The organism is Pseudomonas sp. GM_Psu_1 (assembly GCF_026544185.1).
GTDB classification, from domain to species: Bacteria; Pseudomonadota; Gammaproteobacteria; order Pseudomonadales; family Pseudomonadaceae; genus Chryseomonas; species Chryseomonas oryzihabitans.
Window position 1 is genome coordinate 441296 of record NZ_JALNUX010000003.1, and the last position, 19654, is coordinate 460949.

Here is a 19654-nt window from a genome sequence, read left to right on the forward strand (position 1 = left end):
CGATCAGGCGTAGGTGACGTAGACGTCGGTGAGCAGGTCTTCCGGGCCAGGCTTGGGATCGGCCTTGGCCTTGCGCACGGCGTCCTCGATGAGCTGTTCCACCTCCTGGTCGATGCTGTCGAGCAGGGCGGGTTGCAGCTGGCCGGAGCGCGTCACCCGCTCGCGGAATTGCATGAGGCAGTCGCGCTGCTCGCGGGCCTGCTTGACCTCGTTGGGATCGCGATAGGTCTGGGCGTCGCCCTCGAAGTGGCCGAAGTAGCGGGTGAACTTCACCTCGATCAGCGAGGGGCCTTCGCCGGCCCGGGCGCGGGCCACGGCGGCCGCGGCGGCTTCATGGACGGCGAAGAAGTCGAAGCCGTCCACCGTCACCCCGGGCATGCCGAAGCCGGCCGCACGGTCGGCGATGTGGTCGCAGGCCACCGACCAGTTGGAGGCGGTGGCCTCGGCATAGCCATTGTTCTCGGCGACGAAGATGCAGGGGAGATTCCACACCGAGGCCAGGTTCATGGCCTCGAACACCGCGCCCTCGTTGGAGCCGCCATCACCGAAGAAGGCCACGGCCACGGCGTCGCTGCCCTTGAGCTTGGCGGCCAGGGCGGCGCCGGCGGCCAGGGGCGCGCCGGCGCCGACGATGCCATTGGCGCCGAGCATGCCCTTTTCCAGGTCGGCGATGTGCATGGAGCCGCCCTTGCCCTGGCAGACCCCGGTCTTCTTGCCGTAGATCTCGGCCATCATGCCGTAGACGTCCACGCCCTTGGCGATGCAGTGGCCATGGCCCCGGTGGGTGGAGGCGATGCTGTCCTCGTGGCCCAAGTGGGCCATGACGCCGGCGGCCGAGGCTTCCTCACCGGCATAGAGGTGGACGAAGCCGGGAATCTCGCCGGTGGCGAATTCCACGTGCAGCCGCTCCTCGAAGGCGCGGATGGTGCGCATCACCCGGTAGGCATGGCTCAGGTTTTCGACGCTTGGGGTCTCGCTCATCTTATTGTTCTCCAGGATTGCCGAGGGCCGACGTGGGCCAGCGGCGGACCAGCAGGCGCTGCTGCGCCGCCAGTTCCAGCACCCGCTCCACGTCGATGCTCAGGGGGCCGTCGAGGTCCAGCGTCACCTGTGGACGCGCCTCGGGGCCGAATTCGATTTCCCGCTCGCCGTCCAGCGCCAGGGTGCCGGCGGCCAGCGACAGGGTGCGTGGCTCGCCTGGCAGCAGCAGGCCGCTGGCGGCGATCCCGGCCTGGGCCAGCACGCCGGGGGCGAGGGGGATGGTCAGTTGCGCCGGCGCCTCGGGCTCCAGCCGCACCCAGCCGCCATGGGGAGCGCTGCGGGCGACCGGATGCCAGAGACCGCATAGGGCCGACAGGCCGATGGCCCAGGGTTCGGCAAAGGTGGTGAAGACCTCGGCCAGATCCTCCACCCGGGTGACCGCCCGGGCGCCGAGATAGGCCTGGCGACAGACCGCCACGTCCACCAGCGCCCAGTCACGGATGCCGCGCTCCGGCACCTCCACCCGCAGCCGCTTGTTGCGCCGCAGCGCCAGCGCCGGATCGACCCGACCACTCGCCACCAGGCCGCCGGCCAGGCCCGCGCTGGTGGCCTCGCGCAATTCGGGAAAGGCGTTGTTGGTGCCGGTGGACAGGGTCAAGAGCGGCAGGTCGCCCACCTCGGCGGCCACCGCCTTGTGGGTGCCGTCGCCGCCGAGCACGGCGATCACCGCCGCGCCCTGGGCCAGCAACAGCCGCGCGGCGCGGCGGGTGTCGTCCACGGTCTGGGTCAGCGGCAGATTAAGAAACACCAGCTCCGGCCAGCGCTGCTCGCGGGCCTGGCGACTGCCGCTGGCCTTGAGCACGGCGGCGGCGATACCGGTCATGTCCGGCGGCAGGAGCACCCGCTCCACCCCGGTGGCACCAAAGGCCGCCAGCAGGCGCATCACCACCCCGGCCTTGTCGGTGCTGGAGGTGAGGGCGGCATTGCCGGTCAGCCGGCGCAGGTCACGCCCCGAGGCGGGGTTGGGCAGGATGCCGACGGTTATGGGCATGGCTGACTCCCGAGGCCTGGACCATCGGTCAGGGCAGCCGTGCGGCGATGCCGGGGTGCGCTCATGGGTCTGGCCCTCTTGTCGTTGTCTTGGGAGCGTCGCAGAGCCCTGAGCAAGGCGGGTGCCAGGTCGCTATAGTTTCGCTGCAGGCCAGGCTGGGTGCGGCTTTGCAGGGGATGGCAAGGTCCGGCGGGACGGGCGCTTTGCGCCGGGGCGTCTCAGGGCTGCGACGGCAGGGCGAGACGCTGAGACGATTCGTCTCACGGCGCGGCGGACTTGAAGGCCGGGGCCAGGGGGCGCTAAATGAAGGGCAGAACAATGACCGGCCTTCCATGCCATGACCGGAATTCAGGGAGAGACGCCCATGTTGTCTACCCAGGCCCGCTATCACGCCCGCGCCATCGACCAGGCCCTGCGCGCGCCCTTGCGCACGGCCAGTCCGCCCGGGCGCATCCTCGATTCCTGGCGTCGTTCCTTCGAGCAGTATCAACTCGACCCGGGCAGCCTGCGCGGTCCGCGCATCCTCTCGCGCTACGAATTGCGCCAGCACCAGCAGGCGGCGGAAGACTTCCTGCGCGTCGCCGACGGCGAACTGGGCGCCCTGCATGCGCGGGTCGAGGCGGCCGACTACTGCGTGCTGCTGGCCGACGCCCAGGGCCATACCCTGGATTACCGGGTCAGCGATCGGCTGGACGACGAATGCCGCCGCGCCGGGCTCTACCTGGGCACCTGCTGGTCCGAGCAGGAGGAGGGCACCTGCGGGGTCGCCGCGGTGCTCACCGACCGGGCGCCGGTGACGGTGCACAAGGCCGATCACTTCCGCGTGGCCTTTACCGGCCTGACCTGCACCGCCGCGCCGGTGTTCGCGCCGAGCGGCGAGTTGCTCGGGGTACTGGACGTCTCGGCGCCGCGTTCGCCGGACGACCGCCGCAGCCAGCTGCTGATCCAGCAGTTCACCCGCGACAGCGCCCAGCGCATCGAGAATGCCTACTTCATGCACAGCGCCCGGGGCGACTGGGTGCTCTGCGGCCACGCCCAGGCCAGCTATCTCGACACCCAGCCGGAATTGCTGCTGGCCTGGGATCAGAGCGGACGCCTGACCGGTCTGAACCGCCCAGCCCGGCAACTCTGCCTCGCTCAGCTGGGCTATCTGCCGCAGCGCCTGGACGAGCTCTTCGGTCGCGATGCCCCGGCGCGGTTGCAGGAGGACCATGGCGAACCCCTGCGCCTGGGCGATGCGCATTTCCACGCCCGGGTACGGGCGCCGCGTCAGCGTCTTGGGATGGTGATCCCGCTGGTCCGCGAGCCGCGTGCGGCGGACCCCGAGGAGGAGCCCCGGGTCAGCCAGGCGCTCGCGACCGCCCTGCGGCTCTATCGCCATGGCCTGCCGATCCTGGTGACCGGCGAGACCGGCACCGGCAAGGAGGTCTTTGCCCGCGGCCTGCACCAGGGTGGCGATCGTGCCGGGCGACCCTTCGTCGCCCTCAATTGCGCGGCGCTGCCGGAAAGCCTGATCGAGAGCGAATTGTTCGGCCATGCCGCGGGGGCCTTTACCGGCGCCCAGCGCCAGGGTCGCGATGGTCTGATCGTGGCAGCCGATGGCGGCACCCTGTTTCTCGACGAGATCGGCGACATGCCCCTGGCGCTGCAGACCCGGCTGCTGCGGGTGCTGGCCGAGGGCGAGGTACTGCCGGTGGGCAGCGCCCAGCCGCGGCGAGTGGATGTGCGGCTGGTCTGCGCCACCCACCGCGACCTCCAGGCGCAGGTCGCCGCCGGGCTGTTTCGCGAAGACCTGCTCTATCGCCTCAATGGTGCCGTCTTTCAGCTGCCGCCGCTGCGCGCGCGTGCCGACCGCCTGGCGCTGGCGCGGCGGCTGCTCGAAGAAGAGTGCGGCAAGCGTCCGGCGCCAGAGCTGGCGCCCCAGGTGCAGGAGGCCATCCTGGCCCATGACTGGCCGGGCAATGTGCGCGAATTGCGCAATGTGCTGCGCTACGCCTGCGCCCTGTGCGATGGCGCCCTTATCACCCTCGATCATCTGCCGGTCAGTCTGCGGATGGGTGACGCGCCGGCCGCCGAGCCGCCACCCGAGATCGACAGCCCCGAGCGGCGGGCGATCCTGGCGGCCCTTGTCCGCCATCGCTGGAAGGCGATTCCGACCGCCCGGGCGCTGGGGATGTCCCGGGCCACCCTCTACCGGCGGCTCAAGTTGCATGGCATCGCCATGCCGCATCGCCAGTCCGAGGGCTGAGGCGTTCCGCCGAACGGTCATGGCCAGCAGGGGCTGCCCTGGCACGGTGGTTACCGCAGACAACCGAAACGGCGGGCGCCGGCAACGCTGGCCCCGATCGTCTCGCTGCGGGACGTCAGCGCGGTCGCCCAGGAGTCACACCTCAGACACAGACCCTGAGGAAGCCCCCCTGATGCGTACCCTGCCGCTGTTGCTTGCCCTGCCTGCCGCCCTGGCTCTGCTGAATCGCACCTCGTCCCGGCGTTCGCCGCAGATCGATCACCAGCAGCTGAATGGCCGGACTATCGTCGTGACCGGCGCCTCCAGTGGCGTCGGCCGCGGCGTGGCCCTGGCGCTGGCCCGGCACGGTGCCAACCTGGTGCTGGCCGCGCGGCGCAGCGAGGCGCTGGAAGCCCTCGCGGTCGAGGTCCAGGCCCTGGGCGTGGCCGCCCTGGCAGTGCCCACCGACGTGGCCAACGTGGCGCAGATGACCGCCCTGGCCGAGCAGGCCGAGCAGCGCTTCGGCCGCATCGACGGCTGGATCAACAATGCCGGCGTGGTGGCGGTGGGGCGTTTCGAAGAGGTGCCCCTGGAAGACCACCTGCGCCTGCTGGATACCAATGTGAAGGGTGTGGTGATCGGCAGCCACCTGGCCCTGCAGCGTTTCCGCCGCCAGGGCTACGGCCGGCTGGTCAACGTGGCCTCGGTGGACGGCGAGATTCCCCACGCCTACCAGGCGTCCTATTCGGCATCCAAGGCCGCGGTGCTCAGTCTCGGTCGGGTGCTGCAGCAGGAATTGCGCCGTGGACGCCAGCCGAACATCCAGCTGTCGACAGTGCTGCCCTGGGCGCTGGATACGCCGATCTGGGGCCATGCCGCCACCTACACCGGGCACCGCGCCGACCTGCCCACCAAGGATTCGCCGGACAAGGCGGTGCAGGCCATCGTCGGCGCGCTGCTGCAGCCACAAAAGGAAATCACCGTGGGCTACAAGGCCAAGCTGGCCTACTGGGGGCATCGCCTGGCGCCGGAGCTCAACGAGCGCTTCACCGCGGCCGCGGTCCAGCGCGCCGAGATCGACTGGAATCCGGCCAAGGCCGCCACCTCGGGTAATCTGCAGCAGCCCGATCAGGCGGGACGGACGATCAGGGGTTCGAATTTCTAAGGCATGGACGTCCCAGCTAGTGCCAGGACGCGCTATCTGCCCCTGTACGCGCTTCAGGACCGGTGATGGTCAGCGAGGGTAGCGCGCCAGGGTATAGGGCGGTCTGGAGTGTCTGGGCCAGGATGGCCCGGGTGCAGAGCAGGGCGGTCGGAGCAGCGCCTTGCAGGCGGATGGCGAGCTCGGGCCAGCACAGGATGGCTGCCGGATCGAGCTCCATACAGGGCAGCAGGGGCAACCCCTCCGCCAGCATGATCTGACTGTGAGCCTGCAAGTCGGCGATTGGCGGCTCCCCGGCGGTGACCAGCAGGATTCGCCGATGCCCGAGCACGATCAGCCGCTGGGTGGCCAGCGCGATGCACTGGCCGTGCGCCTCGGCGGAGCGGCAGTGGTCAAGGTCGTTAGCCAGCGCCAGCCTTTGCGATGGCGTGGCGAAAGGATCGAGCGGACGGATGGCGGGACGAGTATCCATGGATGGGCCTCTGCCACGGCGTGGTGGTCAAGAGGTCCAGCGTGCCGGTAGTGGATGGCAGCTTCGTGACAGCCTTGCGTCCTGCTTCCGCGCCAGCGCCTGCTCAGAACCCGCTGGTATCTCCCGTCGGCGGACAGGTCCCGAGTAGAGGCCTTGCGTTCTCCACCGAGGCGGCTAGCCTGAACAGGGTGACGTTCCTCCGGGAGCCCTGCTGATGGACAGGTTGCATGAACGCTTGGCCCAACTCGATCCGCCCGTGCGCCACGAGCTGGAGCGGCGCAGCGACGGCTTGCTGATCACCCTCATCGAGGCCGATCGCAATGTGCGGGTGTCGCGCCTGCTGAAGGCGGACGACATGCGTGAGGTGGAACAGGTCAATCTGATCCTGCTGCACGCCATCAACGAACTCAGACGCAAGGGTGCCCAGGTGCCCCTCGACAAGGATACCGTTCTGCTGACGCGGCTGCCCTGCGCGGGGGTCGGTACTCCGGGTTGAGCGGCGTCTCTAGTCCTCCAGCTCCAGATCCAGCAGCGCCGCACCCAGGCCCTTGCCGTGGGCGTCCAGCGCCAGCGAGCGGGTGACGCCGCCGCGCAGGGCACCGGGCAGCACGAAGTTCAGCGCGCCCAGGGCCGGCAATTCGTAGCGGCGCACCGGCGCGGCATCGGCCGGGCGACTGTCGGCGAACCAGGCGGCGACCCGTTCCGCGGTAAGCGCCTGGCGCAGGCGGTCGAAGTCTTCGCGGCGATAGGCGATCACCGCCATGTTCGAAATGTCCCCCTTGTCGCCGGTACGGACGTGGGCGATCTCGCGCAATTTCATGGCAGCGTCTCCAGCTCCAGGGCAGGGGTGACGGCCGCACGCGGCCACAGCAGCGAGGCCACGGCGATGATCTCGCGGACCGCCTTGGTGGCGCCGCCACCGCCAGCCGGGCCATTGGTGTACAGGGTTTCCACCTCGTTGCCGATCTGCACCGCCGCCGCCCGGCTGGCGCAGCGGCCGACGACGCGCAGGCGCACCTCCCAGGGTTCGCCGCTGGCCCGGCCCGCTAAGGTGGCGCCGTGCAGGGCGTCGCAGCCGATCAGTTCGCAGCGCAATTCCTCGACCGGTACACCACAGAGTTGCAGGCGTTCGCGCACCACGTCAGCCGCCAGCCTGGCCCGGCCCACGGCACCTGGACCGGCGTAGGAGATCTGGCCTTCGCCATGCCAGCCGTCGCGATAGCCCACCGAGACCTTGAGCTGTTCCGGGCGCGGCTTGCCCCGGGCCCCGCTGACCGCGACCCGGTCGGGTGCGGACTGCTCCAGGGCGACGCCGGAAAAGTCGGCGGTGACGTCCGGCGTCAGGTAGGCCGCCGGGTCGTGGACCTCATAGAGCAGTTGTTCGGTGCAGGTCGCCGGGGTTACGCAGCCGCCGGAGCCGGCGACCTTGGTCAGGGTCGCCTGGCCGTCGGCGTCCACCTCGGCCAGGGGAAAGCCCAGACGGGCGAGGTCGGGGACGTCCTTGTAGCCAGGGTCGGCGAAGTAGCCACCGGTGACCTGGCCGGCGCATTCCAGCAGGTGGCCGACCAGGGTGCCGCGTCCGCGACGCTCCCAGTCATCTGCCGCCCAGCCGAATTCATGCACCAGCGGCGCCAGGAACAGCGAGGGATCGGCCACCCGCCCGGTGATGATGACATCGGCGTCCGCCTGCAGGGCCTGGACGATGCCTTCCACGCCCAGGTAGGCGTTGGCCGAGATCAATCGGTCGCCCAGTTCGGCCAGGGTCTGGCCGTTGTCCAGCCGGGCGTCGGCGGGCAATTGCGCCAGCACGTCGTCGCCGGCCACGGCGGCGATCTTCAGACCGGTTACGCCCAGCTCCCGCGCCAGGGCCGCGACCTTGCGCGCCGCGGCGGAGGGATGGGCGGCGCCCATGTTGGTGACTACTCGCAGGCGCGGCCGTCCGGCCTTATTCAGCAGCGGCAGGATACGGCGCATCCTGGCTTCTAGCAGCGGATCGAAACCGGCCTCGGGATCGGCCAGCCGCGCCTGTTGCGCCAGGGCGATGGTGCGTTCGGCCAGGCATTCGAAGACCAGGTAGTCGAGCCGGCCATGCTCGGCCAGTTCCACGGCGGGTTCGATGCGATCGCCGGAATAGCCGGCGCCGCAGCCGATGCGAAGAAGACGGCTCATCTAGAAGACTCCCAGGAGCAGGGCGGTCAGGGTCATCAGTACCGAGGCCGCGAACAGGAAGGGGATGGTGAAGCGCTGATGATCGGCCAGGTCCAGCTTGCACAGGCCCACCAGCAGGAAGGTCGCCGGGGTCAGGGGGCTGACCGGGAAACCGGTGGTGTGCACCCCGAGCAGCGAGGCCTGGGCCACCTGCACCGGATCGACGCCCAGGTTGCGGCCGACCTCCGCAATCACCGGCATGACGCCGAAGTAGAAGGAATCCGGATCGAACAGGAGGCTCAGCGGCATGGAGAGGAAACCCACCACCGCCGGGATCAGCTGGCCATGTCCGGCGGGGATGCCGGCCACCGCCACCTGGGCCATGGCCTTGAGCATGCCGCTGCCCTGCATGATGCCGGTGAAGACCCCGGCGGCGAAGAGGATGCTGGCCATGGTCAGGGCGGTCTTGGCATGGGCGTCGATGCGCGCCTTCTGGGCGTCCACCGAGGGGTAGTTCAGGCACAGCGCGGCCACGGTGCCAAGCATGAACATCACCACTGGATCGACCCAGCCGGCGATCATCACGCCCATCACCACCAGGGTCAGCAGCAGGTTGATCCAGAAGCGCTGCGGGCGACGCAAGGCACGCTCGGCCTCGCTGAGCACCCGCTCCGGCGCGGCACCGGCGCCACCGCCGGCCAGCCAGGGCGCCTGGCCGGCCAGGGTCAGGCGCTTCTCCTCGCGCCGCCCGAGCCACCAGGCGCTGGCGAAGACGAAGGCCAGGCCCACCAGCTGCACCGGGATCAGCGGCTGGAACAGATCGGCCACCGGCACGTGCAGGGCGGCCGACGAGCGCAGCACCGGCCCGGTCCAGGGCAGGAAGTTGACCCCGGCGGCCATGGCCGCCACGCAGGCGAGGATGCGCCGGTCCAGTCCCAGGCGGGTATAGAGCGGCAGCATGGCGGGAATGGTCACCAGGAAGGTCACCGCGCCGGAGCCGTCCAGGTGCACCAGCAGGGCGAGCAGGGCGCTACCGCAGACGATGCGCGTCGGCCGGGTGCCGACGGTGCGCAGGATGCGGTCGATGATGGGATCGAGCATCCCGGCGTCGGTCATGATGCCGAAGAACAGGATGGCGAAGACGAACATGCCGATCACCGGGGCGACACCCTTGATGCCGGCGATGATGAAGGCGCTGGTGCCCAGGCCGAAGCCACCGATCAGGGCCGCGGCGATGGGGATGACGATCAGGGCGACCAGGGGCGAGACGCGTTTGCTCATGACCGCGACGAGTAACGCGAGAATGGTGACGACACCGAGCAGGGCGAGCATGGCGGACTCCTTGGACCGTGGCGCGGCAGGCGGGCGCACGGGAGGTTTTGTTGTTGTGGGTCCAGTATTCGAAGACGTCCGATGTCCTGTAAATTGGAATCTTCCGAAGCAGCGTTCAGAAAAACAAAATGAAGAATCTGCTCCAGCATGTGCAGGCCTTTCTCGCCGTGGCCCGCCAGGGCTCCTTCGCCCGGGCGGCGGAGGAGTTGCACCTGTCACCCCCGGCGCTCACCGTGCAGATCCAGCAACTCGAAGCCTGGTTGGAGGTGCAACTGCTGGAGCGCACCCCGCGGCGGGTCCAGCTGACCACCGCCGGGGAAGAATTGCGCGGACCCTTGGAGCGCATCCTGGTTGACCTGGGCGATGTCCAGACCCACGCCCGGGACCTGGCCGGCCTGCGCCGCGGGCGGATCACCCTGGCGGCCTTGCCGTCCTTTTTCATGGGACCCTTTCCCGAGTTGCTGAAGACCTTCCAGGCCCGTCATCCGGCCATCGAGGTGCGCCTGCAGGACGTGGTGGCCGGCCGGGTCGAGGCGCTGGTCAGGGAAGGGCAGGTGGACCTGGGTATTGGCGTCCGCCCACGGGCCGTGGGCCTGGACTTCCAGCCGCTGTACGTCGATCACCTGCAGCTGTTCGTCCCCCGCGACCATCCCTGGGCAGGCCGCACCGAGATCACCCTGGCCGAACTCGACGCCGTGCCCCTGCTGCTCACGGGGCGTGACAGCAGCGTGCGCGAGTGCCTGGACTTCGCCTTCGCCGCCGCCGGCCTGCGCCTGGTGGCGGCCCTGGAGGCCAACTACATGAGCACCCTGCTGGCCCTGGTGGCGGCCGGGCAGGGCCTGGCCCTGCTGCCGGAATCGGCGGGTGGCGAGGCCCCGGTGGTGGCCCTGCCGGTCCGCGGCGAGAGCCTGGCCCGGCCGCTGGGCATCCTGACCCCCACCGGCCGCAGCCTGACCCCGACGGCCCAGGCCTTCGTCGACTTGCTCAGGGAGCGGCTGCAGGTGCTCTAGTACTCGAAGGGCTGGCCCAGCTCCTGTTGCAGCCAGTCCAGAAAGCGCCGCACCCGGGCGTAGCGCGAGTGCGCCCGGGGAAACACCAGGTGGTGAGCGGCCACCGGCAGGTCGTCATCCTGAGGCAGCACCCGCACCAGATCACCGCGGGCCAGATAGTCCGCTGCCAGCACCGTGCTCTCCAGGGCGAAGCCCAGGCCATGGCGGGCGGCTTCCAGGGTCATGTAGGAGCGATCGAAACTCAGGGTGTAGGGGCGTTCCGGCAGCGCCAGGCCTTGCTGGGCGAACCAGTTGGGCCACTTCATCAGGGTGGCCTCGGACAGGATCAGCTCGCTGTGCAGCAGATCCGCCGGCGACTGGATCGGGCGTTTTTCCAGCAACTGCGGCGCGGCCAGGACCGCCAGGCGCTCGCGCTGCAGGGTGCGGATCTCCAGGTTCGGCCAGCTGGGCAGGCCGTGGCGGATGTCGATGTCGACCTTGTCGCGGCTGAAGTGCAGGGATTCGTAGGAGCAGGAGAGATTGATCTGCAGGTCGGGATGGCTCTGGCGGAACTGTTCCAGCCGTGGCATCAGCCAGAGCAGGCCGAAGCTCGGCGCCGAGTGCAGGCGCAGGCATTCCAGGCCGGCATCGCTGGCGGCGCGATCCGTGGCCATGGCCAGCCGGTGCAGCACCTCGCTGACCTCTTCGAGGTATTGCTCCCCGGCCGGGGTCAGGGTCATGCCGCGCGCGCCACGGACGAAGAGGGCGCGCCCCACCAGGGCTTCGAGCTTGGCCAGCTGATGGCTGACCGCCGAGGGCGTCAGCGCCAGTTGCTCGGCCGCGCGGGCGACGTTGGCGAAGCGGGCGGTCTGCTCGAAGGCTTGAAGGGCTTTCAGGGGTGGCAGGGAAAGCGTCTTGCCGGAATCCATGAGTTGCGGGTCCTGTGGCCAGTTCGAGGTCGATTCTCAGGTGGTAAGACCCGACTGCCAAGCCGCAGGCATGAATTTTATTCAGCACGGTCTGACGCAGGCTGCGTTGCTGGGGCCCTGGGGCGGGGGGCACTCTGGCCCTCAGCGAAAGCCCTCCTCAACAACAAGAAGGATAGCGTCATGCCCCTGCATTCCCTGCTGCTGCAAGACAAGATCGCCCTCGTCACCGGCGCCGCCTCCGCGCGCGGCATCGGTCGAGCCACGGCCCAGGCCTTCGCCGCCCAGGGCGCGCGGGTCATCATCCTCGACCTCGATGCCAGCGCCGCGCGGGATGCCGCCGCCAGCCTTGGCGAAGGCCACCTGGGCCTGGCGGCCAACGTGGCCGACGAGGCCCAGGTCAGGGCCGCGGTCGACCAGGCGCTCGCCCACTACGGTCGCCTCGACGTGCTGGTCAACAACGCCGGCATCACCCAGCCGGTGAAGACCCTGGAGATCGGCCGCGCCGACTACGACCGCATCCTCGACGTCAACCTGCGCGGCACCCTGCTGATGTCCCAGGCGGTGATCCCGGCCATGCGCGAGCAGGGCGGTGGCAGCATCGTCTGCCTGTCCTCGGTGTCCGCCCAGCGCGGCGGCGGCATCTTCGGCGGTCCGCACTACAGCGCCGCCAAGGCCGGGGTGCTGGGCCTGACCAGGGCCATGGCGCGGGAATTCGGACCGGACGGCATCCGCGTGAATGCCCTGACCCCCGGCCTGATCCAGACCGATATCACCGGCGGGCTGATGCACGACGAGCGCCGCCAGTCGATCATCGACGGCATCCCCCTGGGTCGCCTGGGCGAGCCCAGGGACGTGGCCAATGCCGCGCTGTTCCTGGCCAGCGATCTCTCCGGCTACCTGACCGGCGTCACCCTGGACGTCAACGGCGGCATGCTGATCCACTGATCGCCCCCTCGTTTTCAACGCTCTGCATCGACAAGGGCGCCGCGTCTGCGGCGTCCATAACAACAAGAGATCAGACCATGACTACGCTCACCCTGGCAGCGGCCACCTCGGCGCGCGCCAACGCCTATCGCAAGACCGCCTGGCGGCTGATGCCCTTCCTGATGCTGTGCTACTTCTGCGCCTATCTGGACCGGGTCAACGTCGGCTTCGCCAAGCTGCAGATGATGAACGACCTGGCCCTGAGCGAAGCCGTCTACGGCCTCGGCGCCGGCATGTTCTTCCTCGGCTATTTTCTCTGCGAGGTGCCCAGCAACATCATCCTGCACAAGGTCGGCGCCCGCCGCTGGATCGCCCGCATCATGATCACCTGGGGCATCCTTTCCGGGATGTTCGCCTTCGTCGAGACGGCCTGGCAGTTCTACCTGCTGCGCTTCCTGCTCGGCGTGGCCGAGGCCGGCCTGGCGCCGGGCCTGCTGCTCTATCTCACCTACTGGTTTCCTTCCTACCGCCGCGCCCGCATGACGGTGCTCTGGTTCGTCGCCATTCCGCTGTCGGGCATGATCGGCGGACCGCTGTCGGGCTGGATCATGAATCAGTTCGCCGGGGTCCACGGCTGGGCCGGCTGGCAGTGGATGTTCGTCATCGAAGCCATCCCCACGGTGGTGGTGGGGCTGATGGTGCTCGGCTATCTCAAGGATGGCGTGCACCAGGCGACCTGGCTGGACGACGAGGAAAAGGCGCTGATCCAGAAGGAACTGGCCGAGGACAACCAGCACAAGACCGAGCACGCCAGCGTGCGCGACTTCATCCGTGATCGCCGGCTGTGGCTGCTGGCCGCCATCTACTTCTGCGTGGTCATGGGCCAGTACGCCATCACCTTCTGGCTGCCGACCCTGGTGCGCAATTCGGGGGTCGCCGATCCGCTGCACATCGGCCTGCTCACCAGCCTGCCCTATATGTGCGCCATCGTCGCCATGCTGCTGGCCGGGCGCAGTGGCGACCGGCACCGCGAGCGCCGCTGGCACCTGGTGATTCCCATGCTGCTGGGCGCCTGCGGCCTAAGCCTCGCGGCGGTGTTCGGCCACAACGTCACCCTGTCGATCCTCAGCCTGTGCCTGGCAGCGGCCGGCATCCTCTCCGCGTCCTCGCTGTTCTGGATGCTGCCCACCACGCTGCTGGGCGGGGTCACCGCCGCCGCCGGCATCGCCGCGGTGAACAGCTTCGCCAACCTGGCCGGCTTCTGCTCGCCCTACCTGATCGGCTGGATCACCACCAGCACCGGCTCCAGCGCCATCGGCATGTTCCTCATCACCGGGGTGCTGGTGATCGGCGCCACGCTGGTCCTGCGCATTCCCGCCGCCCTGGTCAATCGCTAATCGAGGTACAGATCATGACCGCTTCTTCGCCACAACCCGCAACGCTCTCGCTGGCCGAGCGCGCCCACAACATCCGCCGCCATGCCCTGCGCATGGGCCAGATCCAGGGCCAGGGTTATGTCGGCCAGGCCCTGGGCGTCGCCGATGTCCTGGCGGTCGCCTACTTCCATGCCCTGAGCTACCAGCCCCAGGAGCCCGAATGGGAAGGGCGCGATCGCTTCTACCTGTCCATCGGCCATTACGCCATCGCCCTCTATGCCGCGCTGATCGAGGCCGGAATCGTGCCGCAGGAAGAACTGGAGACCTATGGCTGCGACGACAGCCGCCTGCCCATGTCGGGCATGGCTGCCTACACCCCCGGCATGGAGATCACCGGCGGTTCCCTCGGCCAGGGCCTGGGCATCGCCGTGGGCGCCTGCCTCGGCCTCAAGCGCAAGCAGTCGAAATCCTTCGTCTACAACCTGCTGTCCGATGGCGAACTCAACGAAGGCGCCACCTGGGAAGCGGCCATGTCGGCTTCCCACTGGCAACTGGACAATCTCATCGCCCTGGTGGACGTGAACAACCAGCAGGCCGACGGCCACTGCCGCGAGATCCTGGCGTTCGAGCCCCTCGCCGAGCGCTGGCAGGCCTTCGGCTGGTTCGTCCAGCGCGTCGACGGCAACGACCGCGAGGCGCTGGTCGCCGCCTTCGACCGGGCTCGCCAGCACCCGGGCGCGCAGCCCCGGATCATTCTCTGCGATACCCGCATGGGCAAGGGCGTGCCCTTCCTGGAAACCCGCGACAAGACTCACTTCATCCGCGTCGAGGCGCACGAATGGGCCCTGGCCCTCGACGCCCTGGATGCCGGGAGGGACTTCTGATGACTACCACCGCCACCAAGCCACGCCTGACCACCTCGGCGATGATCGCCAGCATCGCCGCCGAGGGCCAGCCGACCCGACCAGCACCGTTCGGCCATGCCCTGGCGGCCCTGGCCGAGCAGCGCCAGGACATCGTCGGCCTCACCGCCGACCTCGCCAAGTACACCGACCTGCACATCTTCGCCAAGGCCCATCCCGAGCGCTTCTACCAGATGGGCATGGCCGAGCAGCTGCTGATGAGCGCCGCCGCCGGTATGGCCCGCGAAGGCTGCGTGCCCTTCGCCACCACCTATGCGGTGTTCGCCTCGCGACGCGCCTACGACTTCATCTGCATGGCCATCGCCGAGGAGAATCTCAACGTCAAGATCGTCTGCGGCCTGCCCGGGCTGACCACCGGCTACGGCCCCAGCCACCAGGCCACCGACGACCTGGCGATCTTTCGCGCCATGCCCAACCTCATGGTGATCGACCCCTGCGATGCCCTGGAGATCGAGCAGGCGGTGCCGGCCATCGCCGCCCACCAGGGGCCGGTCTATATGCGCCTGCTGCGCGGCAACGTGCCCCTGGTGCTGGATCGCTACGACTACCGCTTCCAGCTCGGCAAGGCCCAGGTGGTGCGCCCCGGACGCGACGTGCTGGTGGTGTCCACCGGCCTGATGACCATGCGCGCCCTGGAGGCCGCCGAGGCCCTGGCCGCGGATGGCGTGGACGTCTCGGTGCTGCACGTACCGACCATCAAGCCACTGGACGAAGCCACCCTCCTGGCGGAAGCCCGCAAGCCGGGGCGGCTGGTGGTGGCGGCGGAGAACCATTCGCTGATCGGTGGCCTGGGCGAGGCCGTCGCGACCACCCTGTTGCGCAACGGCGTGACGCCCACCTTCCGCCAGATCGCGCTGCCCGACGCCTTCCTCGACGCCGGGGCGCTGCCGACCTTGCACGACCGCTACGGCATCTCCACCACGGCGGTCTGCCAGCAGATCAAGGGTTGGTTGTAGGGCGGGGAGAGGGCGCCTGGTTACCTCAGGGAGTGCACTGAGGAAGCCAGGCGCCGCCAGGGCGATTCGAAGACTCGACGCCGCCCGCCCATCCGGGCAAGGTGATCAGCTGTCTCTCATCGCCCGCTGGCCGCCATGTCCGATACCGATGACCTCACCCTGCGCAAGCTGGAGATCTTTCTGGCCTTCATGCGCAGTCGCAACCTGGCGCGGGCCGCCGCCGAGCTGGGCACCAGCCATGTCAGCGTGCACCGCGCCATCCATTCGCTGGAGAACGCCCTGCGCTGTCCGCTGTTCAAGCACGAGGGGCGTACCCTGACGCCGCTGGACGGCGCCTTCGTGCTGGAGGCGCGCGCCGAGCGACTGCTGCAGGACCTGGCGGAGACGGTGCGGCTCACCCGGCAGGCGGCGGGTTTTTCCGCCGATCGCTTTCGCCTGGGGGCGCTCTATTCGCTGACGGTCAAGACCGTGCCCCAACTGATCATGGGCCTCAAGCTCAGGCGCAGCGAACTCAACATCGACCTGGTGCTGGGCTCCAACGCCGATCTCGCCGAGCAGCTGCACGACTTCAAGCTGGACGCCATGCTGGTGGCCCTGGACGACGCCGTGGTGGATGCCGATTGCGAGAGCGTCGAGCTGTTCAGCGACGACATCTTCCTGGCCGCGCCCAGCGACTCGCCCTTCGCCGACCAGGCCGAGGTGGACCTGCGCGATCTCGCCGGGGTGCCCTTCGTGACCCTGACCCAGGGCTTCGCCACCTTTCGCGACGGCCGCCAGGTGTTCGCCCAGGCCGGCTTCGAGCCGGAGGTGATCATGCAGGTCAACGACATCTTCTCGCTGATGAGCATGGTCAGCTCAGGGGTGGGCTACGCCCTGCTGCCCGGGCGGGTCGAGGCGGTCTACCAGAACCGCCTCAAGCTGCTGCCCCTGGCCCCGCGCTACCGGCTGCAGCAGCGCATCGGCGCGGTCTTCCTGCGCAGCCGCGAGCGCGATCCCAATCTGCTGGCCTTCGTCGCCGAATGCCGGATGTACGCGCGTTCTTAGAGCGGCTAGTAAAGCGTAGCGAGCGGCTGTCAGGCGGGTGCGCGCGGTGCGCAGGAAGCGGACCGGGCTCGCGCACGAGTGTACGAGCGGTACATGAGGATTCCGAGCACTGCACGCGCCCGTCTGGCGGACGCGCAGCAGGTTTACCAGTTGCTCTTAGCCCACCAGCGCCCGCACGCAGAAGAACAGCAGCGACGGCCCCAACAGGCAGCCCAGACCCGTGTGGAAGGTGGCGGTGAGGGCGCCATAGGGCACCAGGCGGCGGTCGGTGGCGGCGAGCCCCGCGGTGACGCCGCTGACGGTGCCGGCCAGACCGCCGAAGACCATCGCCGAGCGCGGGTTGTCCAGCGCCAGCAGCCGCGCCGACGCGGGCGTCGCCACCATGACGATGATCGCCTTGATCAGGCCGGTGGCGATGGACAGCGCCATGACGTCGGAGCTGGCGCCCAGGGCGGCGCCGGTCACCGGGCCGACGATGTAGGTCACCGCGCCCGCGCCTATGGTGGTCATGCTCACCGCGTCGCGGTAGCCGAAGGCCCAGGCCACGGCGGCGCCGACGATGAAGGGCAGCACGGTGCCGAGCAGCAGGGCCACGGCGCCGATCATTCCGGCCTTGCGCGCCTCGGTGGCCTGGACCTCGAAGGCGGTGGCGACGATGGCGAAGTCGCGCAGCATGGCGCCGCCCATCAGGCCGATACCGGAAAACAGCGCGAGGTCGGCCAGGCCCTTCTGGCCGCCGGTGACGGTCCCGCCGACCCAGGCCAGTACCAGGCCGATGACGATGGCGATGGCCGAGCCGTGCACCCGGCCAAAGGTCAGTCGGCGCGAAAGGATCACCGAGATCCACATGATCAGGCCGATCAGCGCGAACGCGGCAACCAGGCCGTTGTGTTGCAGGGCTTTGGTGACGATGTCGTTCATCCTAGCGACCTCCGACCGGTGCGGGATGGGCGACCGCTGATGCGGGGGCCACGGCGGCGTCCGGCAAGGGCGGTAGCGGTTCGCCGCGATGGCTGCGGCTGATCAGGGCGATGGTCAAGCCGCAGATCCCCACGGCGCCCACGGCAGCCAGCACCGCCACCGGTCCGCCGTGCAGGGCGGTGACCACGTTCTGCTGGGCCGCCATGGCCACCACCACCGGGATGTACAGCGCGCCCCAGAAGCCGACGCCGAATTCGCATTCCTTGCTCATGCCGCCATGCCGCTCCATGTAGAGCCGGGCGCAGATCAGCAGGAGCATGGCGATGCCCACCCCGCCGACATTGGACTTGACCCCGAGCAGGACGCCCAGGAAGTCGCCGATGATGACGCCTGCAAGCATGCAGACGGCCAGGAGCGCTACACCGTAGATGATCATTGTTGTTGTCCTCGGTTGTGCTTGGGGTGGGGTGAAGCCTGGGGCAGCGCTCCCGCTCTTGCCCCCTCTCCCTGAGGGAGAGGGCTGGGGTGAGGGCAGCCGCCCTGTCTGAAGGTCTCCGTTGTTCCTGTAGGTTGGGTGTAAGCCTGGCACGGCGCCCGCTCTTACCCCTCTCCCTCAGGGAGAGGGCCGGGGTGAGGGCGGCCGACTCGTGCGAATGCTCAGTCCAGTCGCGCCGCCTCCTCGCGCCGCAGCGCGTCCAGGGTATCGGGGTGGGTATCCTGCCAGGCCAGAACACCGCTGGCGGGCAGCACGCGCCTGGCCAGCTGGGTGAGCACGCTGCCCGGCGCCAGCTCAATGGCCAGGCGCACGCCGCGCTCGCGGGCGGCTTCCAGGGTGGCGTGCCATTCGATGGGCCGCGCCATGTTGAAGGCAAGGTCGTCGCGCAGCTGTTCGGCGCGCACCAGCCGCCGTGCCGAAGTACCGCTCAGATAGGCCAGTCGCGGCGCGCGCAGCTCGACGCCGGCGAACGCCTCGTCCAGGGTCACAGCGGCCTCCGCCAGCAGCGGGCAGTGGGACGGCACGCTCATGGCCAGGCGCTTGGCTGCCGCCGCGCCCTCGGTGCGCGCCGCCTCGGCCAGCACGGCCAAGCCCGCGTCGCTCCCCGCCACCACGTATTGCTGCTCGGCATTGGCATTGGCCAGGTACAACGGCGCGTCAGGACGCTGGTGGTCAGAGACCAGCTTCTCGACCGCGCCGCGCCCCAGGCCGAGGATCGCCAGCATGCCGTAGCCCGACGGGTAGGCCGCCTGCATCAGCTCGCCGCGCCGTGCTACCAGGCGCAGGGAGTCGGCAAAGTCCAGGGCCTCGGCCACCACCGCGGCGGCATAGGCGCCGATGGACAGCCCGGCCACCAGTTGCGGCACCGGGCCGCGACTCAAGAGCAGGCGCGCCGTGGCGACGCCGGCGATCAGCAGGCAGAGCTGCACGGCGCGGGTGTGTTCCAGGGTCTGGGCAGAGTCCAGGCTCAGGGGGTCGGTGTCCAGCACCTCGGCGGCTTCCGCCAGCGTCCGCCGGATCTCGGCGTCGTCGGGCAGAGCGTGCAGCATGTCGGGCCGCTGGGCGCCCTGGCCGGGAAACTGGAAGAGGGTACTCATGCGGCATGCGCCTCCGGCCAGGGATCGCCTACCAGCCGGGGGCCGGCAGTGGTCTTGAGCAGCACGCGTGGGGCGTTTCCGGCCCAATCGGCCAGGGCCACGCCGCCGAGCGGAGTTTCCAGCAGGATGTCCAGACGACAAAGCGCTTGCCCCTGCAGGGACGTCAGCAAGGCCCGGGCCTGGTCGCGCGACAGCGGGGTTGCGCAGCGGATCAGCAGATCCAGATCGCTCCCGGCGTGCAGCGCCGGCCAGCCGGAGGCCAATTCATAACCCGCGGCGCCGGTGGGTCCCCAGGGCAGCCCCAGGTCATCCAATAGCGGTTCGATAAAGGCCAGGGTCGAGAAGACGGGCAGGTCACGGCAATCACTGGAGACTCTCAGGGCCTCGGGTGAGAGCTGGCGTCTCACGGCAGCCGGCTCCAGCCAGGCCGCCATCCGTTCGGCGCGGGTGGTGCCGCGCAGGCCGACCGGAATGCGGTCAGCCTCGGGTGCAGCCCGCCGGACCACCACCGGCAGGCCGGCCTGGACAACCTCTACCGCCCAGGCCGGGGCTTCCGGCGGGAGGCCATCCGGCGTCAGGCCCCAGAGCAGGTCGTGGGGTCTGTATTGGGCTCCCATCGACCGCCC

20 protein-coding genes and 1 other RNA gene are annotated in these 19654 nt (G+C 69.4%); 9 read left to right on the forward strand and 12 right to left on the reverse strand.

Annotated elements, in window-relative coordinates:
• Window positions 1-3: 3 nt before the first annotated feature.
• Window positions 4-981, reverse strand: a complete 978-nt coding sequence (locus OXS31_RS07160; RefSeq protein WP_007158560.1) for a thiamine pyrophosphate-dependent dehydrogenase E1 component subunit alpha — start codon at window positions 979-981, stop codon at window positions 4-6.
• Window position 982: 1 nt separating this feature from the next.
• Window positions 983-2032, reverse strand: a complete 1050-nt coding sequence (locus OXS31_RS07165; protein ID WP_044342029.1) for an NAD(+)/NADH kinase — start codon at window positions 2030-2032, stop codon at window positions 983-985.
• 364 nt (window positions 2033-2396) lie between these two features.
• Between OXS31_RS07165 and OXS31_RS07170 the strand changes: the two genes are divergently transcribed.
• Together OXS31_RS07170 and OXS31_RS07175 are read left to right on the forward strand one after the other, a co-directional pair.
• Window positions 2397-4280 (forward strand): sigma-54-dependent Fis family transcriptional regulator, encoded by a 1884-nt coding sequence (locus OXS31_RS07170; RefSeq protein ID WP_267398501.1) that lies wholly within the window; start codon window positions 2397-2399, stop codon window positions 4278-4280.
• A gap of 172 nt (window positions 4281-4452) precedes the next feature.
• Window positions 4453-5424: an SDR family NAD(P)-dependent oxidoreductase gene (locus OXS31_RS07175; protein WP_044342032.1), complete on the forward strand. Its 972-nt coding sequence runs from the start codon at window positions 4453-4455 to the stop codon at window positions 5422-5424.
• A gap of 16 nt (window positions 5425-5440) precedes the next feature.
• Here OXS31_RS07175 and OXS31_RS07180 read toward each other — a convergent pair whose 3' ends face one another.
• A complete protein-coding gene (locus OXS31_RS07180; protein WP_044342033.1) occupies window positions 5441-5893 on the reverse strand; it encodes a hypothetical protein in 453 nt (150 codons plus the stop codon).
• Between the two features lie 214 nt (window positions 5894-6107).
• Here OXS31_RS07180 and OXS31_RS07185 point away from each other — a divergent pair, with 214 nt between their 5' ends.
• Complete coding sequence (locus OXS31_RS07185) at window positions 6108-6389, forward strand: hypothetical protein (RefSeq protein WP_027599563.1); 282 nt, start codon at window positions 6108-6110, stop codon at window positions 6387-6389.
• 9 nt (window positions 6390-6398) lie between these two features.
• Here OXS31_RS07185 and OXS31_RS07190 read toward each other — a convergent pair whose 3' ends face one another.
• Genes OXS31_RS07190 through OXS31_RS07200 form a run of 3 tightly spaced genes read right to left on the reverse strand, consistent with a single transcriptional unit; the run spans window position 6399 to window position 9373 of the window.
• On the reverse strand, window positions 6399-6713 hold the full coding sequence (locus tag OXS31_RS07190; RefSeq protein WP_027599562.1) for a hypothetical protein: 315 nt from the start codon (window positions 6711-6713) through the stop codon (window positions 6399-6401).
• The gene (locus OXS31_RS07195; protein ID WP_267398502.1) at window positions 6710-8062 is read right to left on the reverse strand and encodes an acyclic terpene utilization AtuA family protein; all 1353 of its coding nucleotides are present in this window, start codon (window positions 8060-8062) and stop codon (window positions 6710-6712) included. Before OXS31_RS07195 ends, OXS31_RS07190 begins: the two co-directional genes overlap by 4 nt.
• Window positions 8063-9373: a citrate:proton symporter gene (locus OXS31_RS07200; protein ID WP_027602144.1), complete on the reverse strand. Its 1311-nt coding sequence runs from the start codon at window positions 9371-9373 to the stop codon at window positions 8063-8065. It lies immediately after the preceding gene.
• Between the two features lie 128 nt (window positions 9374-9501).
• Between OXS31_RS07200 and OXS31_RS07205 the strand changes: the two genes are divergently transcribed.
• A complete protein-coding gene (locus OXS31_RS07205) occupies window positions 9502-10383 on the forward strand; it encodes a LysR family transcriptional regulator (protein ID WP_267398503.1) in 882 nt (293 codons plus the stop codon).
• Here the strand turns inward: OXS31_RS07205 and OXS31_RS07210 are convergent.
• The gene (locus OXS31_RS07210; protein ID WP_027599558.1) at window positions 10380-11291 is read right to left on the reverse strand and encodes a LysR substrate-binding domain-containing protein; all 912 of its coding nucleotides are present in this window, start codon (window positions 11289-11291) and stop codon (window positions 10380-10382) included. The genes OXS31_RS07205 and OXS31_RS07210 overlap by 4 nt on opposite strands.
• Before the next feature lie 195 nt (window positions 11292-11486).
• Between OXS31_RS07210 and OXS31_RS07215 the strand changes: the two genes are divergently transcribed.
• The 5 genes from OXS31_RS07215 (at window position 11487) to OXS31_RS07235 (ending at window position 16514) form a co-directional block, all read left to right on the forward strand.
• Window positions 11487-12236, forward strand: a complete 750-nt coding sequence (locus OXS31_RS07215; protein WP_027599557.1) for an SDR family NAD(P)-dependent oxidoreductase — start codon at window positions 11487-11489, stop codon at window positions 12234-12236.
• Between the two features lie 77 nt (window positions 12237-12313).
• Window positions 12314-13612: an MFS transporter gene (locus OXS31_RS07220; protein WP_007158548.1), complete on the forward strand. Its 1299-nt coding sequence runs from the start codon at window positions 12314-12316 to the stop codon at window positions 13610-13612.
• Window positions 13613-13626: 14 nt separating this feature from the next.
• Entirely contained in the window at window positions 13627-14475 is an 849-nt protein-coding gene (locus OXS31_RS07225; protein ID WP_267398511.1) for a transketolase, read from the forward strand.
• Window positions 14475-15470, forward strand: coding sequence for a transketolase family protein (locus OXS31_RS07230; RefSeq protein ID WP_007158546.1), 996 nt, complete (start codon window positions 14475-14477; stop codon window positions 15468-15470). The genes OXS31_RS07225 and OXS31_RS07230 overlap by 1 nt, the downstream gene beginning before the upstream one ends.
• A gap of 135 nt (window positions 15471-15605) precedes the next feature.
• On the forward strand, window positions 15606-16514 hold the full coding sequence (locus OXS31_RS07235; protein WP_144958867.1) for a LysR family transcriptional regulator: 909 nt from the start codon (window positions 15606-15608) through the stop codon (window positions 16512-16514).
• Window positions 16515-16517: 3 nt separating this feature from the next.
• Here OXS31_RS07235 and OXS31_RS07240 read toward each other — a convergent pair.
• From OXS31_RS07240 to OXS31_RS07260, 5 genes are all read right to left on the reverse strand, one after another.
• Window positions 16518-16609, reverse strand: a non-coding RNA gene (locus tag OXS31_RS07240) — sX9 sRNA.
• Window positions 16610-16670: 61 nt separating this feature from the next.
• A complete protein-coding gene (gene madM, locus OXS31_RS07245; RefSeq protein ID WP_027602155.1) occupies window positions 16671-17435 on the reverse strand; it encodes a malonate transporter subunit MadM in 765 nt (254 codons plus the stop codon).
• A gap of 1 nt (window position 17436) precedes the next feature.
• Window positions 17437-17871 (reverse strand): malonate transporter subunit MadL, encoded by a 435-nt coding sequence (gene madL, locus OXS31_RS07250; RefSeq protein WP_042133880.1) that lies wholly within the window; start codon window positions 17869-17871, stop codon window positions 17437-17439.
• Between the two features lie 221 nt (window positions 17872-18092).
• Window positions 18093-19028 carry a malonate decarboxylase subunit epsilon gene (mdcH, locus tag OXS31_RS07255; RefSeq protein WP_042133882.1) on the reverse strand — a complete coding sequence of 312 codons (936 nt, stop codon included), beginning with the start codon at window positions 19026-19028 and terminating at the stop codon, window positions 18093-18095.
• Complete coding sequence (locus tag OXS31_RS07260) at window positions 19025-19645, reverse strand: malonate decarboxylase holo-ACP synthase (RefSeq protein WP_042134432.1); 621 nt, start codon at window positions 19643-19645, stop codon at window positions 19025-19027. Before OXS31_RS07260 ends, mdcH begins: the two co-directional genes overlap by 4 nt.
• Window positions 19646-19654: the final 9 nt, after the last annotated feature.

Excerpts from the sequence above, each read along its gene's own strand:
- OXS31_RS07160 (WP_007158560.1), bottom strand. The coding sequence starts at position 981 with ATGAGCGAGACCCCAAGCGTCGAAAACCTGAGCCATGCCTACCGGGTG.
- OXS31_RS07165 (WP_044342029.1), bottom strand. The coding sequence starts at position 2,032 with ATGCCCATAACCGTCGGCATCCTGCCCAACCCCGCCTCGGGGCGTGAC.
- OXS31_RS07170 (WP_267398501.1), top strand. The coding sequence starts at position 2,397 with ATGTTGTCTACCCAGGCCCGCTATCACGCCCGCGCCATCGACCAGGCC.
- OXS31_RS07175 (WP_044342032.1), top strand. The coding sequence starts at position 4,453 with ATGCGTACCCTGCCGCTGTTGCTTGCCCTGCCTGCCGCCCTGGCTCTG.
- OXS31_RS07180 (WP_044342033.1), bottom strand. The coding sequence starts at position 5,893 with ATGGATACTCGTCCCGCCATCCGTCCGCTCGATCCTTTCGCCACGCCA.
- OXS31_RS07185 (WP_027599563.1), top strand. The coding sequence starts at position 6,108 with ATGGACAGGTTGCATGAACGCTTGGCCCAACTCGATCCGCCCGTGCGC.
- OXS31_RS07190 (WP_027599562.1), bottom strand. The coding sequence starts at position 6,713 with ATGAAATTGCGCGAGATCGCCCACGTCCGTACCGGCGACAAGGGGGAC.
- OXS31_RS07195 (WP_267398502.1), bottom strand. The coding sequence starts at position 8,062 with ATGAGCCGTCTTCTTCGCATCGGCTGCGGCGCCGGCTATTCCGGCGAT.
- OXS31_RS07200 (WP_027602144.1), bottom strand. The coding sequence starts at position 9,373 with ATGCTCGCCCTGCTCGGTGTCGTCACCATTCTCGCGTTACTCGTCGCG.
- OXS31_RS07205 (WP_267398503.1), top strand. The coding sequence starts at position 9,502 with ATGAAGAATCTGCTCCAGCATGTGCAGGCCTTTCTCGCCGTGGCCCGC.
- OXS31_RS07210 (WP_027599558.1), bottom strand. The coding sequence starts at position 11,291 with ATGGATTCCGGCAAGACGCTTTCCCTGCCACCCCTGAAAGCCCTTCAA.
- OXS31_RS07220 (WP_007158548.1), top strand. The coding sequence starts at position 12,314 with ATGACTACGCTCACCCTGGCAGCGGCCACCTCGGCGCGCGCCAACGCC.
- OXS31_RS07225 (WP_267398511.1), top strand. The coding sequence starts at position 13,627 with ATGACCGCTTCTTCGCCACAACCCGCAACGCTCTCGCTGGCCGAGCGC.
- OXS31_RS07230 (WP_007158546.1), top strand. The coding sequence starts at position 14,475 with ATGACTACCACCGCCACCAAGCCACGCCTGACCACCTCGGCGATGATC.
- OXS31_RS07235 (WP_144958867.1), top strand. The coding sequence starts at position 15,606 with ATGTCCGATACCGATGACCTCACCCTGCGCAAGCTGGAGATCTTTCTG.
- madM (WP_027602155.1), bottom strand. The coding sequence starts at position 17,435 with ATGAACGACATCGTCACCAAAGCCCTGCAACACAACGGCCTGGTTGCC.
- madL (WP_042133880.1), bottom strand. The coding sequence starts at position 17,871 with ATGATCATCTACGGTGTAGCGCTCCTGGCCGTCTGCATGCTTGCAGGC.
- mdcH (WP_042133882.1), bottom strand. The coding sequence starts at position 19,028 with ATGAGTACCCTCTTCCAGTTTCCCGGCCAGGGCGCCCAGCGGCCCGAC.
- OXS31_RS07260 (WP_042134432.1), bottom strand. The coding sequence starts at position 19,645 with ATGGGAGCCCAATACAGACCCCACGACCTGCTCTGGGGCCTGACGCCG.